This is a genomic window from Galbibacter kalidii (assembly GCF_026241135.1).
Classification (GTDB): Bacteria; Bacteroidota; Bacteroidia; order Flavobacteriales; family Flavobacteriaceae; genus Galbibacter.
Window position 1 is genome coordinate 97,053 of the sequence record NZ_JAPFGA010000004.1, and the last position, 15,000, is coordinate 112,052.

The 15,000-nt window shown below is 39.8% G+C and carries 9 protein-coding genes and 1 riboswitch; of the genes, 8 read left to right on the forward strand and 1 reads right to left on the reverse strand.

Features of this window, described 5'->3' with window-relative positions; all coding sequences use genetic code 11:
* Positions 1-32 precede the first annotated feature (32 nt).
* From OOZ15_RS05845 to OOZ15_RS05860, 4 genes are all read left to right on the forward strand, one after another.
* Positions 33-1,010 carry a pyruvate dehydrogenase complex E1 component subunit beta gene (locus OOZ15_RS05845; protein ID WP_265955012.1) on the forward strand — a complete coding sequence of 326 codons (978 nt, stop codon included), beginning with the start codon at positions 33-35 and terminating at the stop codon, positions 1,008-1,010.
* A 200-nt stretch (positions 1,011-1,210) separates the two neighbouring features.
* Positions 1,211-3,703 (forward strand): DUF5686 family protein, encoded by a 2,493-nt coding sequence (locus OOZ15_RS05850; RefSeq protein WP_265955013.1) that lies wholly within the window; start codon positions 1,211-1,213, stop codon positions 3,701-3,703.
* A gap of 392 nt (positions 3,704-4,095) precedes the next feature.
* Positions 4,096-4,623, forward strand: a complete 528-nt coding sequence (locus tag OOZ15_RS05855) for an inorganic diphosphatase (RefSeq protein WP_265955014.1) — start codon at positions 4,096-4,098, stop codon at positions 4,621-4,623.
* Between the two features lie 138 nt (positions 4,624-4,761).
* Positions 4,762-7,119 (forward strand): sodium-translocating pyrophosphatase, encoded by a 2,358-nt coding sequence (locus OOZ15_RS05860; RefSeq protein ID WP_265955015.1) that lies wholly within the window; start codon positions 4,762-4,764, stop codon positions 7,117-7,119.
* Between the two features lie 270 nt (positions 7,120-7,389).
* Here OOZ15_RS05860 and OOZ15_RS05865 read toward each other — a convergent pair whose 3' ends face one another.
* Positions 7,390-8,004, reverse strand: a complete 615-nt coding sequence (locus OOZ15_RS05865) for a deoxynucleoside kinase (RefSeq protein ID WP_265955016.1) — start codon at positions 8,002-8,004, stop codon at positions 7,390-7,392.
* A gap of 272 nt (positions 8,005-8,276) precedes the next feature.
* Between OOZ15_RS05865 and metK the strand changes: the two genes are divergently transcribed.
* The 4 genes from metK to OOZ15_RS05885 all read left to right on the forward strand — a co-directional run bounded on the left by metK (position 8,277) and on the right by OOZ15_RS05885 (position 14,997).
* A complete protein-coding gene (gene metK / locus OOZ15_RS05870) occupies positions 8,277-9,554 on the forward strand; it encodes a methionine adenosyltransferase (RefSeq protein WP_265955017.1) in 1,278 nt (425 codons plus the stop codon).
* 113 nt (positions 9,555-9,667) lie between these two features.
* Positions 9,668-9,860, forward strand: a riboswitch (SAM riboswitch).
* A 158-nt stretch (positions 9,861-10,018) separates the two neighbouring features.
* Positions 10,019-13,414 carry a bifunctional aspartate kinase/homoserine dehydrogenase I gene (gene thrA, locus OOZ15_RS05875; RefSeq protein WP_265955018.1) on the forward strand — a complete coding sequence of 1,132 codons (3,396 nt, stop codon included), beginning with the start codon at positions 10,019-10,021 and terminating at the stop codon, positions 13,412-13,414.
* Between the two features lie 56 nt (positions 13,415-13,470).
* Positions 13,471-14,640 carry a trans-sulfuration enzyme family protein gene (locus OOZ15_RS05880; protein ID WP_265955019.1) on the forward strand — a complete coding sequence of 390 codons (1,170 nt, stop codon included), beginning with the start codon at positions 13,471-13,473 and terminating at the stop codon, positions 14,638-14,640.
* 99 nt (positions 14,641-14,739) lie between these two features.
* Positions 14,740-14,997 (forward strand): DUF2061 domain-containing protein, encoded by a 258-nt coding sequence (locus OOZ15_RS05885; protein WP_265955020.1) that lies wholly within the window; start codon positions 14,740-14,742, stop codon positions 14,995-14,997.
* Positions 14,998-15,000 lie beyond the last annotated feature (3 nt).

Consider the following 15,000-nt stretch of genomic DNA (forward strand, 5'->3'; position numbering starts at 1 on the left):
AAAAGGACTAAAATAATATCAATATAAAATAGATGAGAACAATTCAGTTTAGAGAAGCAGTATGCGAGGCGATGAGCGAAGAAATGCGCAAGGACGATACAATATATTTAATGGGAGAAGAAGTAGCAGAATATAACGGTGCGTACAAAGCTTCTAAAGGAATGTTGGACGAGTTTGGAGCAGATCGTGTATTGGATACACCTATTTCTGAACTTGGTTTTGCAGGAATTGGAGTTGGGTCGGCAATGAATGGAAATAGACCTATTATAGAGTTTATGACCTTTAACTTCTCTTTGGTTGGAATTGATCAAATTATCAATAATGCTGCTAAAATAAGACAGATGTCTGGCGGACAGTTCAATTGTCCGATTGTTTTTCGCGGACCTACGGCATCTGCAGGTCAGTTGGGCGCAACCCACTCACAGGCTTTTGAAAATTGGTTTGCCAACTGTCCCGGGCTTAAGGTAGTAGTTCCTTCAAATCCTTATGATGCAAAAGGATTGTTGAAATCGGCTATACGGGATAACGATCCTGTGATTTTTATGGAATCTGAGCAGATGTACGGAGATAAAGGAGAAGTGCCAGAAGATGAATATACACTTCCGCTTGGGGTTGCCGACATCAAAAGAGAGGGGAATGATGTGACGATTGTTTCTTTTGGTAAGATTATTAAAGAAGCCTACAAAGCAGCCGACGAACTGGAAAAAGAAGGTATCAGTTGTGAAATCATCGATTTAAGAACTGTTAGTCCGATGGATCACGATACGATATTGAAATCAGTTAAGAAAACAAACAGATTGGTTATTCTTGAAGAGGCTTGGCCTTTTGGAAATGTGGCTACAGAAATTACATATCAAGTACAGTCACAGGCATTTGATTATTTGGATGCTCCGATTGAAAAAATAAATACTGCAGATACACCGGCACCATATTCTCCTGTTTTATTCGAAGAATGGTTGCCTAATGCAGGCGATGTTGTTAAAGCTGTTAAAAAAGTTTTATACAAATAATAGGTTCTTTACGTTATTATAACTTCATCGGCTATATATTAGCTGGTGAAGTTTTCTTTTTTATAAAATGAGCATAACAATTGAGTTGATACCAACCGATATGTCTAATGGCGAAACCGAAGGTTCACGAACTCAATTAATAAAACATAATGTATGTGCATAATTCCATCTGACCTTTAAAAAGCAATAAATATGAACAGATGAAACAGGTATTTTTATTGACCATATTGTTCTTTTCAGCTACCCTTTTTTCTCAAACAAAGGTGAGTGGAGTGGTCGTAGATGATTTTGGAGCGGTGATTCCTTATGCAAATGTCATGTTTCAAAACTCTACTGAAGGGACGATCACCAACGAAGAAGGTCGTTTTTACCTTGAATCGGACACTACCTATGATGTGCTTTCGGTAAGTTTACTGGGATATACTGCTCAAGAAATAGACTTGGAGAAAAAAGTGAATTACGATATGGAAGTCATGCTTACTGAGGGGGAGGAATTGGACGAGGTCGTGCTTTATGTAGGGAAACGACCGAAGAAGGACAATCCGGCAATAGCGATATTGAAAAAAGTTTGGGCGAAAAAAAGGCAAAATGGAATCTACTTGTTCGATCAGTATAAGTATGATAAGTATGAGAAGATAGAATTCGATTTCAATACCATCGACAGTGCTTTTATGAACAGAAAACTCTTCAAAGGAATGGAATTCATCTTTGATGAGGTCGATACTTCTAATGTTACCGGAAAAACGTATTTGCCTATTTTCATCAACGAATCGATAGCTGAAGTATATGGCGACAACAATTTAAACGAGAAGATAGAAAAACTGAAAGGGAACAAAAATTCAGGTTTCAGTACGAATCAGAGTATTACGGCTTTTGTAAAAGACCTTTATGCCGATTATAACATCTACAATAATTATATTAAGCTTTTCGACAAGAGTTTTGTGAGCCCGCTTTCAAAAACAGGAGTCGATGTATATAACTATGTCCTTTCAGATAGTGCATATGTAGATGATAAATGGTGTTATAATATTACTTATTACCCGAGACGGACAAATGAACTGACATTTAAAGGCTACTTTTGGGTAAACGATACCACTTTTGCAGTAAAGGATATCAATATGCAAGTATCTAAAAGCGCCAACTTAAATTGGATAAAAGAACTGTATATTGAACAGGAATTTGATGTCTTGAACGACTCTGTTTTCCTTTTGAAAAAGGATTATCTGTTGAGTGATTTTAGTTTTCGGGATAAGGAAGAATCAAAAGGACTTTATGGAAAACGGACGACGGTTTATGATAATTATGTCTTCGACGAAGAAAAACCTAAAAGTTTTTATAAGCAAAAGGTCGATCCGTATAACGAACTTGTCTACAACAGAGACGACTCCTTTTGGGATGAAAATCGTCTGGAGAAACTGAATGAAGACGAAAAAGGGGTGTATACCATGCTGGATACACTTAAAACCGTACCTAAATTCAGACGTCTATATGATCTCGCTACGATATTGGTTTCGGGTTATGTCGAGTTTCCTCAGATAAATTTTGATTACGGACCCATTTATTCAACCTTTGGTTATAACGATGCTGAAGGTGTTCGTTTACGCGGTGGCGGACGCACCTATTTTGGTCCGAACGATCCTTGGCGATTAGAAGGGTATGTCGCCTACGGATTCAAAGACAAAAAGATGAAATACGGATTTTCGGGGAAATGGTTATTAGACAGAAGGAACCGACTGATCGTTTCCGCAGGAACAAGAAGGGATATTGAACAATTAGGGGTAAGTCTGACATCTTCTGCTGATGTCTTGGGGAGAAGTTTTGCCTCATCGGCTGTATTTACGGCGGGAAGTAACACAACGCTTACAGATATCAACCTAACAACAGTAGGGATTGAATATGAATTTCTAAAGAATGTAACCTTTAAAACCGGAGCTACGTTTAAAACTTTAAAATCCGCTCTCCCGAATGATTTTAACCTTGATTATGTAAATCCGGAAGCCCCTGACGGAATTTCAAGTCAGGTTAAACAATTTGATGTCAATCTCTCATTGGACGTAACACCAGGCAGAAAAACAACCGGGTATGGGGTGGAAAGAACAATTTTGAGTAGTAATTATGCACGCTTATATTTGATGTACACTACTGGTTTGAGAGGATTTCTTGAAAGTGATTTTGAATATGAAAAGTGGCAATTTTACTACAGACAGCCTTTTCAATTGGGTGGATTGGGACGAACAATCACTACGGTTGAAGCCGGGAAAACCTTTGGGGAAGTGCCACTTGGTTTGCTTAGCCCCATTCCGGGGAACCAAACTTATTTTTCGATATTCAACACCTTCCCGAACTTGAATTTTTACGAATTTGTGACCGATACTTATGTTTCCGGACAGATCGAACACAATTTTAATGGGAAATTGTTTTCCAGAATTCCTTTCCTGAAAAAATTGAACTTGAGGGAGATTGTAGGATTCAGAGCCGTTTGGGGAGAACTTTCAGACGCCAACAGGGCTTTGAGTGCACCTACGGGAGCGGTGCTTCTTGCTCCGACAGACGAAGTGTATTATGAGTATTCTTTTGGGGTGGGGAATATTTTTAAAGTTATTCGTATCGACTTTAACTTCCGCGGAAATTATTTAGACCTTCCCGATGCCCGTCCGTTCTCCATCACTGGGAATTTTGAATTTTCTTTTTAGGGAATTGTTAATATCACGTTCGTGGAATGGGAAAAACGGTTAACTCCTCTCCTTTGGAGGGGTTGGGGGAAGACTTTTGGCAAAGATTCAACAAACTAAATCCTTTCATTCATTGCCTATATAGCGATATTTGACTACTTTTGCAGTCCTTAAAATGTAAGTTTTATGTGTGTTTAGTGAAATGAAGTCAGTCAATAACACATAAAACTCGTCTAAACTTTTTTGATTGAAGCGAAAAATGATGATTTTTGTTCCATATGAAGGCTTTTTTGAGCCGCATAGCCATAGCTACGTGGTGAGGAAAAGACGAATATGGTGCAAAAAGGGCATTTTTTCAGCCAATTGAGAAAAGTTTAAATGAGTTCATAGTTTAAAAAGAAAAACAAAACAAGATGAGTTCAGATCAAATAGAATCTTTTGATGTATTAATTGAGATCCCAAAAGGGAGCAGAAATAAATATGAATACGATTTTAAATTGAAGAAGATACGATACGACCGTATGATTTTTTCTTCGATGATGTATCCTGCCGATTACGGCTTTGTGCCTGAAACATTGGCATTGGACGGGGATCCCCTGGATGTGTTGGTGTTGGTTACCGAGCCTACTTTTCCGGGATGTGTGATGGAAGTAAAGCCAATCGGAGTATTCCATATGGAAGACGAAAAAGGACCGGATGAAAAAGTAATCTGTGTGCCGATTTCAGACCCGATATCAAATAGGGTAAGCGATTTGAGCGAATTGAATCCGCATTTGATCAAGGAAATAGAGCACTTCTTCCAAGTGTATAAAGATTTGGAGAAAAAGAAAGTGTCTATCGGTGGATGGGGCGATGTTAATGAGGCCAAAGATATCGTTGTAAAGTGTATCGAACGTTTTAAGAGTAGCGATATACCAAAAGAAAAGGTAAGTATCCAATAGAGGAAAACAAATAGAACTTGTTTAAACGAGTTCATATTTAAATTATAGAGAAAGCAATAACCGAAAAGTTATTGCTTTTTTTATTCTAGTGGTTTTCTTACATTTATCCGAAACTTATTTACTAACGAACCTTTTAATATGGAATCTAATATTATCTACGTACCTATTGTAATGGCCATTCTTGGCCTTATTTTTATGGGTGTAAAAGCAGTTTGGGTTAAAAAACAAGCTGCCGGGAATGAAAAAATGCAATCTATTTCAAAAAGTATAAAAGAAGGAGCCTTAGCCTTTTTGCATGCTGAATATCGCCTGTTACTCATATTTGTCATCGTTGCTTCTATTGCGCTGTTTGCTGTTTCATCCTTTGTTGATACTACGAGTTGGATGATCGTTCCGGCTTTTGTTATCGGAGCTGTCTTTTCAGCATTGGCAGGGAATATCGGGATGCGAATCGCTACCGAAGCTAATGCCAGAACAACTGAAGCCGCAAAAACGAGTTTACCTCAAGCCTTAAAGGTTTCTTTTGGAGGAGGTACCGTTATGGGGCTTGGTGTTGCCGGATTGGCGGTATTGGGGCTCAGTCTGTTTTTTATGATTTTTGTTGGACAATTCATGGGGCAAGAAGGTTCTTTTTATAATAATATGACTGTGGTTCTTGAAGCGCTTGCCGGATTTTCGCTGGGAGCCGAGTCTATCGCACTCTTTGCCCGTGTTGGTGGTGGAATCTATACCAAAGCTGCCGATGTAGGAGCCGACTTAGTAGGAAAAGTTGAAGCCGGAATCCCGGAAGATGATCCCAGAAACCCGGCGACGATTGCCGATAATGTGGGAGATAATGTAGGTGATGTAGCCGGAATGGGAGCTGATTTATTTGGATCGTATGTTGCTACAGTGTTAGCCGCAATGGTGTTGGGGAATTATGTCATTCGCGATATGAGTATTGATACACCTTTTACTGATGCTTTTAATAATATGGGACCTATTTTACTTCCTTTGGTTATTGCCGGAGTGGGTATTTTGGCTTCTATCATAGGGACTCTTCTAGTGAGAATTTCTAATAATGACGCAAAAGAACCTCAGGTTCAAAAAGCATTGGATATGGGTAATTGGGGCGCTATCGCCCTTACATTGGTGGCGAGTTACTTCTTGATAGATTATATGTTGCCCGAAACCATGAATATGAAATTTTTTGGAAGTACTGAAACGGTAGCCATTCCTTCGATAAATGTATTTTTGTCGGCTTGCATCGGTTTGGCCGTGGGAGCATTGATATCAGTTGTGACTTCTTTTTATACCAGTTTGGGTAAGAAGCCTGTATTGGATATTGTGCAAAACAGTTCTACCGGGGCGGCAACAAATATTATTGCCGGTCTTGCCGTAGGGATGAGATCAACGTTTTGGTCGGTATTGTTGTTTGCAGCGGCTATTTATGGTTCTTATGAATTTGCAGGATTTTACGGAGTAGCGATAGCGGCTTCGGCTATGATGGCTACAACGGCGATGCAATTGGCTATCGATGCTTTCGGGCCGATTGCCGATAATGCCGGAGGTGTTGCCGAAATGAGTGAATTGGAGCCGGAAGTAAGGGAACGCACCGATATATTGGATTCCGTAGGAAATACTACCGCAGCCGTAGGGAAAGGTTTTGCCATTGCTTCTGCTGCATTGACGGCCTTGGCGTTGTTTGCGGCCTATGTTACTTTTACCGGAATTGATGGTATCAATATTTTTAAAGCTGATGTGTTGGCGGCTCTTTTTGTAGGAGGAATGATTCCTGTAGTGTTTTCAGCTTTAGCGATGAAATCCGTTGGAAAAGCGGCTATGGAAATGGTACAGGAAGTAAGACGACAGTTTAAAGAAATCCCCGGAATTATGGAAGGAACTGCCACTCCTGAATATGGGAAATGTGTGGCAATTTCAACCAAAGCTGCGTTAAGGGAAATGCTTTTGCCCGGATTGTTGACCATTATTACCCCTATTATTATTGGAGCAGTTTTTGGTCCTGAACCCCTTGGTGGATATATGGCAGGAGTTTGTGTGTCCGGAGTAATGTGGGCGATTTTCCAAAACAATGCTGGAGGGGCATGGGACAATGCCAAAAAATCGTTTGAAGCCGGAGTGGAGATCAATGGTGAGATGACCTACAAAGGTTCGGATGCACACAAAGCGGCAGTGACCGGAGATACGGTTGGAGATCCGTTTAAAGATACCTCAGGACCGTCTATGAATATTCTGATAAAACTCACCTGTTTAGTAGGATTGGTTATTGCGCCTATTTTGGGCGGACATGGCTCAGATGAAATAGTGGCCAACTCCAAAGATATCCTTCAAAAAGAGATAAGAGTTCAAACGAGTGCTGTAGATGAAGAAGAAACTAAAGCAGTGATAACTATTACAAAAACAGTTGATGGAGAAACCGTGACCGAAGAAAAGGTGGTTGAGGGAAATGCTGAAGAAATTCAGGCTAAAGTAGAAGAACTAAAGAAAAAGGAATAACCTCTGGTTTTCTGTTATCCCGAAGAGGGTGAAAGTAAATTTTTCAGCCTAAATCATTGTATATCAAAAAAATATGATTAAATTTGTAACAGAAACTGTTGCCCACAATTAATGAGTAGGATGTGGGTAACTTGGGGTAGTTTTGAGAAGCTAAAAGCGTTGTCATCAATGTTTTTAGCTTCTTTTATTTAGAATCATTGTTGTTCTATAAAAACTGAAGCAATAGGATAGAGCGGAAATGTTTTCTGTGCCAAGCATTATTCATGCACGTTAAAACAAACCGTTTATTTCTGCATCGATCATATTGATAATCTCTCCCAGGTCTTCCGGATTGTCCACAAAATTGTATTTGTCCACATCAACGATAAGTAGCTTTCCTTTGTCATATCCATGGATAAAGGCTTCGTAACGTTCGTTCAGCCGACTTAGGTAATCAATAGAGATCGAATTTTCATATTCGCGTCCGCGTTTGTGGATCTGATTGACCAAATTCGGAATCGAACTTCGAAGGTAAATAATCAGGTCGGGCGATTGCACCAAACTTTCCATCAATTCAAACAAAGAAGAATAATTGTTGAAGTCCCTGTTGGTCATCAAGCCCATGGAATGCAGGTTGGGAGCAAAAATATAAGCATCCTCATAGATGGTCCTGTCCTGAATGATCTTTTTTCCACTTTCCCGGATTTCCAGTATTTGACGGAAGCGGCTGTTGAGGAAGTAGACTTGCAAATTGAAGCTCCAGCGTTCCATTTTCGTATAGAAATCATCCAGATACGGGTTATCCACAACATCTTCAAAATGTGCTTCCCATTTATAATGTTTAGATAATAATCGGGTTAAGGTGGTTTTTCCGGCTCCTATATTGCCTGCTATTGCAACGTGCATGGACGATTTGTTTTTTAAAAGATAAATTTAGGTAAATATACGAGATATGCCCGTTTGATGAAAAATAATTTTGAGGAGATACCATCCTTTTAAAAAAATCGGTTAAACGTTTTTAAGTTTCAATCTTATTAGTACATTTGCAATCAGAATTTTGAGGAAAGATTTGACTGATTGCCACCTCGTAAAAAAAGAGCTAAAGCAGTAATCACTTCTTTAGACGCACCTGTCAAAATTCTTTCCCAGTTCTATAAAGTAGAAGATTAAAGAAAATTATGGCGTATTTATTTACATCGGAGTCCGTAAGCGAAGGACATCCGGATAAGGTCGCAGATCAGATAAGCGATGCCCTTTTAGATCATTTTTTAGCATTTGATCCTGAAAGTAAGGTCGCGTGTGAAACCTTGGTTACTACCGGACAGGTGGTTTTGGCCGGAGAGGTGAAAAGTCACACCTATCTCGATGTGCAGAACATTGCACGGCAAGTGATCAATAAAATTGGATACACAAAAGGAGCTTATCAGTTCAGTGGGGATTCTTGTGGTGTTATTTCGCTGATACATGAACAGTCCAAAGAGATCAACCAGGGAGTCGATCGCGCTACTAAAGAAGAACAGGGAGCCGGTGACCAAGGGATGATGTTCGGCTATGCGACCAAGGAAACCGAGAATTACATGCCCTTGGCTTTGGATATATCGCATAAAATTTTGATTGCCTTATCAGATTTGCGTAAAGAAGGAAAAGAAATAACCTATTTGCGTCCTGATGCCAAAGCGCAGGTTACAATCGAATATTCTGATGATAATGTTCCGCAGCGGATCGATACCATTGTGATTTCCACACAACACGATCAGTTTGATGACGACGATGAAAAAATGTTGAACAAAATCAAGAAGGATATTCTGGAGATATTGATTCCGCGTGTTGTAAAACAATTACCGGAATACATTCAGAAATTGTTCAACGATCAGATAAAGTATCATATAAACCCAACCGGGAAATTTGTTATAGGAGGTCCACATGGCGATACAGGACTTACGGGAAGAAAGATTATTGTGGACACCTACGGAGGTAAAGGAGCACACGGTGGTGGCGCATTTAGTGGAAAAGACCCGAGTAAAGTAGACAGAAGTGCAGCTTATGCGGCCCGACACATTGCTAAAAACTTAGTAGCAGCCGGAGTGGCTGATGAAGTATTGGTTCAGGTAAGTTATGCAATTGGTGTAGTAGAACCTACATCAATTTTTGTAAACACCTACGGAACTTCAAAAGTACCTTTGTCTGACGGAGAAATCGCCACCAAAGTAAGAGAGTTGTTTGATTTGCGTCCGTTTGCCATTGAAGAACGTTTAAAATTGCGCAATCCGATCTATTTGGAATCGGCTGCATACGGACATATGGGGAAACAACCAAAAGTAGTGACCAAGGTTTTTGAATCTCCGTATAACGGAAGGATAGAAAAAGAAGTGGAATTGTTCACTTGGGAAAAACTGGATTATGTGGACAAGGTAAAGGAAGCCTTTTCCTTGAACTCGGTTAAACAAGTTCATTAATAGTAGATTACAAGTAGAAGATTTGGAAAATCAAATATTATTTCTGAATCTTTGACTTAGTGTAAGTTGAGTGGCCAAGAAGCAACTCACTTAATGTTCACGCAAATACTGAGATGTTATCAAGAAAGGCGGAAGGAATAGACCTGATGATGCCTTAGCAACCCTTGTTCCTCCCCCTAACCCCTCCGAAGGAGGGGAGTTTTTGGCTCCCTCTCCGACTAAGTCGGAAGGGCCGGGGAGGGGATAAGAAGGTGCTACATTCTACTCTTAGTACTGAATTTATTTCAGGACAGGGATAGATAACGTTGAAATTACTTCCCGTAGTTTTTACAACTTTCTTTTTAACATCATATACATAGAAGTAAAAGTATCCGAATTGATTACTTTTTTAACGATATGCTAATGATTGTATTTACCGAATTTCCAAAATAGGGATAAGAAAACATAGAAATAAAAAATAAAAGTTGAAAAACGAATTATTGCACATATCACTTGAGAATTTCACCACGCTAAGCGGTGTGACACAGGATTTGAACCTGTCCTACCAGCTTTTTGGTCGGCCTTTGCATTCGGCGCCAATTGTGATGGTAAATCATGCGCTTACGGGGAATTCGAATGTAAGTGGAGAAGATGGCTGGTGGAAAGACCTGATAGGAGAAGGAAAGGCAATCGATACAGATAAATACACCGTTCTCGCACTTAATATTCCCGGGAACGGCTATGATGGTTTTATCATTGACAATTACAAAGATTTTGTAGCCCGTGATGTTGCCCGAATCTTTTTATTGGGATTGGAAAAATTGAAGGTAACAGAATTGTACGCACTTATCGGTGGCTCTTTGGGAGGAGGAATTGCATGGGAAATGGCAGCTTTAAAACCGGATATAACCCAACATTTCATTCCTGTGGCAACCGATTGGAAATCGACCGACTGGTTGATTGCCAATTGCCAGATACAAGGACAATTTTTGGTCAACTCCAAACAACCGGTACACGATGCACGTATGCACGCGATGTTGTGTTACCGTACTCCGGAGTCGTTTAAAGAACGTTTCAAGCGAACGACCAACGACGAACTTCAGGTGTTTAATGTGGAGAGTTGGTTGTTGCACCACGGAAAAAAATTACAGGAACGTTTTCAGCTGTCGGCCTATAAATTGATGAATCAGCTCTTGAAAACCATCGATGTAACCCGAGAGAGGCCGGAGCACTTTAATGTGTTGGAGTCCATTCAGGCCAATGTACATATTATCGGGGTGAGTTCCGATCTCTTTTTTACTGCGGAAGAAAATAGGGAAACACACAAGCAGCTGGCACAGGCAAGCGATCGTGTGCGATACGGAGAGATTATTTCGGTACACGGGCATGACGCCTTTTTAATAGAATATGAACAGTTAGAAAAATTGATCGGAGGCATTTTTGAATCGTCTCTTAAAGATAACAAGATGAAAGTTTTAAAGTTTGGAGGAAAATCCCTGGCCAATGGCAAAGGGATCAATAATGTAGTTGATATTATAACCAAAAAGGTAAAGGATGGTGAACGAATCGCAGTGGTGGTTTCTGCAAGAAATAATGCTACGGACGAGTTGGAAAGTATTTTAGATACTGCTTCCAGAAATCAGGATTACCAGCATTTGTTTGAAGCGTTTAAAAAATACCAAACAGAGGGTTATGAAAATTTAGACCTTTCAGCCGAGTTTGAAAAACTTGAAAAACTGTTTTCCGGTATAAGCTTGTTGGGCGACTACAGTGCCAAGGTGAAAGATGAAGTGCTGGCACAGGGAGAGATTATTTCAGCTAAATTACTCACAGAGATACTAAAGGAAAAAGGGATCAAAGCCAACTTTACCGATTCCCGAAAACTGATAAAAACAGATACTGCTTTTGGGAATGCACAACCATTGGAGAAATTGTCTAAGAAAAATATAGTATCACACTTTTCTGAACATAATGGAGCAACGGTTAATATCGTTACCGGTTTTATCGGTTCTAACGAAAAAAACGAAACGACCACTTTGGGAAGAAACGGAAGCAACTATACGGCTTCTTTGTTGGCCAATTTCTTGGATGCAGGGGAATTGCAAAGTTTTACACATGTGGATGGTATTTTTACCGCCAATCCCGACTTGGTGCCTACAGCACAGCGAATCGAAGAGCTTTCTTTTAACGAAGCGAATGAGATGGCCAATTTTGGGGCAACAATCTTGCATGCAAAAACCATTATTCCGCTACTTGAAAAGAATATTCCGCTGCGGATTTTAAACACCTTCGACCACGATAATGAAGGGACTTTGATTACAGCCCATCCGAAGAAAAAAGGCACCAAATCCTTGTCAGTTTTGGAAAATGTGGCCTTAGTCAACCTTGAAGGACGTGGATTGTTGGGGAAAGCCGGAGTCGATGCGCGTATTTTTAATGCGCTTGGAAAGAAAGACATCAGTGTGAGTATAATTTCCCAAGGTTCTTCGGAAAGGGGAATCGGTTTGGTGGTCAATGCAGAAGATGCTACCGAGGCGGTTATTGAACTGGAAAAAGAGTTTGAAAGCGATTTTTACTCCAAAGATGTCAATAAGATCTCTGTGGTAGATGATGTCTCTGTGATCTCGATTATTGGTTTGGATTTGAGTAGTTTCCATAAACCTTACAACGCACTTATCAAAAACCAAGTGGTGCCCATCCTTTTCAACAACACCGTTACCGGGAAGAATGTGAGTTTGGTAGTGAAACATTCAGAATTGCACAAAGCACTGAATGTAATTCATGGGGAGATTTTTGAAATTTCAAAGAAAGTTAACATCGCCATTTTCGGTCATGGATTGGTAGGCGGTACCTTGATCGATCAAGTGCTTACATCAGCGGCAAATATTGAAGAACGTAAGAAGATAAAACTCAATATTTTTGCGGTTGCCAATTCCCGAAAATTACTATTGGATAAAAAAGGCATCGATGCAGTTTGGAAAGATGAGATTCAAAAAAGTGAAACCGTATCGGATATTCAGCATGTGATTGATTTTGCAAAAGAACACCATTTGGAAAACCTAGTGGCTATCGACAATACAGCGAGCAGTGAATTTGTTGAAAATTATGGAACATTGGTTGAAAATGGCTTCGATTTGGTATCGTCCAATAAAATTGCCAATACCTTGAGTTTTGATTTTTATAAGGAGCTAAGAGCCTTGTTAGAGAAAAATCAGAAACAATATTTATACGAAACCAATGTTGGGGCGGGGCTTCCGTTGATAGATACTATCAGGATATTACACCTTTCCGGGGAAAACATCACACGGATTCGCGGTGTCTTTTCAGGAACCTTGAGTTATTTGTTCAATCGTTTTTCTTCAGAAGAAAAATCATTTAACGAGATTTTAAAGGATACGATCGACAATGGATTTACAGAACCCGATCCGAGAGAAGACCTTTACGGAAATGATGTAGGCAGGAAATTGCTTATTTTAGCAAGGGAGCTCGATCTTCATAATGAATTTGAAGATGTAAATATCCAGAATTTGGTGCCCGAAGGACTTCGGGATAAAGAAGTGCCGGAATTTTTACAAAGCCTCGAACAGTTCGATGAACCTTATCAGCAAATAAAAAATGAACAGGAGGAAGGACACGTTTTACGTTATGTAGGCGATTTGCACGGCGATCTTCAGCAAGACAAGGGAGAATTGGACGTGAAACTGGTTTCTGTGCCTTCAACAAGTGTGTTGGGGCAGGTAAAAGGAGCCGATTCCATTTTTGAGATTTATACCGAATCCTATGGTGACCGACCTATTGTGATCCAAGGAGCTGGTGCCGGTGCGGCAGTAACCGCAAGGGGTGTTTTTGGTGATATCCTGAAATTGGCAGAACGTGGATAACAGTAGGGGGCGAATCCGTGTATTCGCCAAAAAAATAAAAACAACAAGTTAAAATAATGAGCAAAAAGAATTTTGAAACCGAAGCGATCAGAACACAAATTGAACGATCTGAATTTTTAGAACATTCCGCACCCATATACCTGTCTTCAAGTTTTGTTTTTGAAGATGCTGAAGATATGAGAGCTTCGTTTGCAGAAGAGAAAGAGCGAAACCTCTACAGTCGGTTTACCAATCCGAATACGACAGAATTTGTAGAAAAGATCTGCAAGATGGAAGGTGCAGAGGCCGGATATGCTTTTGCGACCGGAATGTCGGCAGTTTTTTCAACCTTTGCTGCTTTGTTGAATAGCGGTGATCATATAGTGTCTTGTCGATCGGTTTTTGGTTCAACACATGCCTTGTTTACCAAATTCCTTCCAAAGTGGAATATAGAAACATCTTATTTTAAAGCAAATGAGGTCGAGGATATTGAAAAATTCATTCAGCCCAATACAAAAATACTTTTTGCTGAAACCCCAACCAATCCTGGTGTGGATGTGTTGGATTTGGAATATTTGGGGGCTATTGCCAAAAAGCACAATCTTATTTTGGTTATCGATAATTGCTTTGCAACCCCTTATTTGCAAAAACCACTCGATTTTGGCGCGCATATCGTTGTGCATTCCGCTACAAAATTGATCGACGGACAAGGCCGTGTTTTGGGGGGTGTAGCTGTTGGCCCATCAGATTTGATCAGGGAGATTTATCTTTTTTCACGCAATACCGGTCCGTCACTTTCGCCTTTTAACGCCTGGGTGTTGTCAAAAAGTTTGGAGACCTTGGCAGTAAGGGTCGATCGGCATTGTGAAAATGCACTGAAAGTAGCTGAGTTTTTGGAAAGTAACGAACATGTAAATTGGGTAAAATATCCATTTTTGAAATCACATCCGAAGTATGAGGTTGCTAAAAAGCAAATGAAACAAGGTGGTAGCATCGTAGCTTTTGAAGTAAAAGGCGGTGTGGAAGCCGGTAGAAAATTTCTGAATAACATCAAAATGTGTTCGCTTTCGGCCAATTTGGGTGATACCAGAACCATAGTGACACATCCTGCATCAACTACGCATAGCAAACTTTCTGAGGAAGACAGGATGGAAGTGGGCATTTCCGACGGACTTGTACGTGTTTCTGTAGGTCTTGAAAATGTTGAAGATGTTATAAATGACCTTCAGCAGGCGTTAAGTAGTTAAAATTCTTAAAAATGGTTTGTTTTTTAGGAATTAAGTATTACTTTCGTCTTTTAATTCTATTAACCTATCGATTAAGTAGAGTAATAAAATTGATGGACTATGATTTTGGATAAAGTATTAGAAGGAAACCGCAACAAACAGAAGGCAAAAATCGCTTCATCAGAAAAAATAAGCAGAAGCATTGCCAAATCAGTGAGCTGGAGGATTATTGGTACTTTAGATACGATCGTGATCTCTTGGCTTGTTACAGGTACTTTAACATTGGCATTGTCCATAGGCTTTATAGAATTGATCACGAAAATGACCCTTTATTTTTTCCATGAAAGGATATGGGAGAAAATAAAGTGGGGAAAGTAAGGC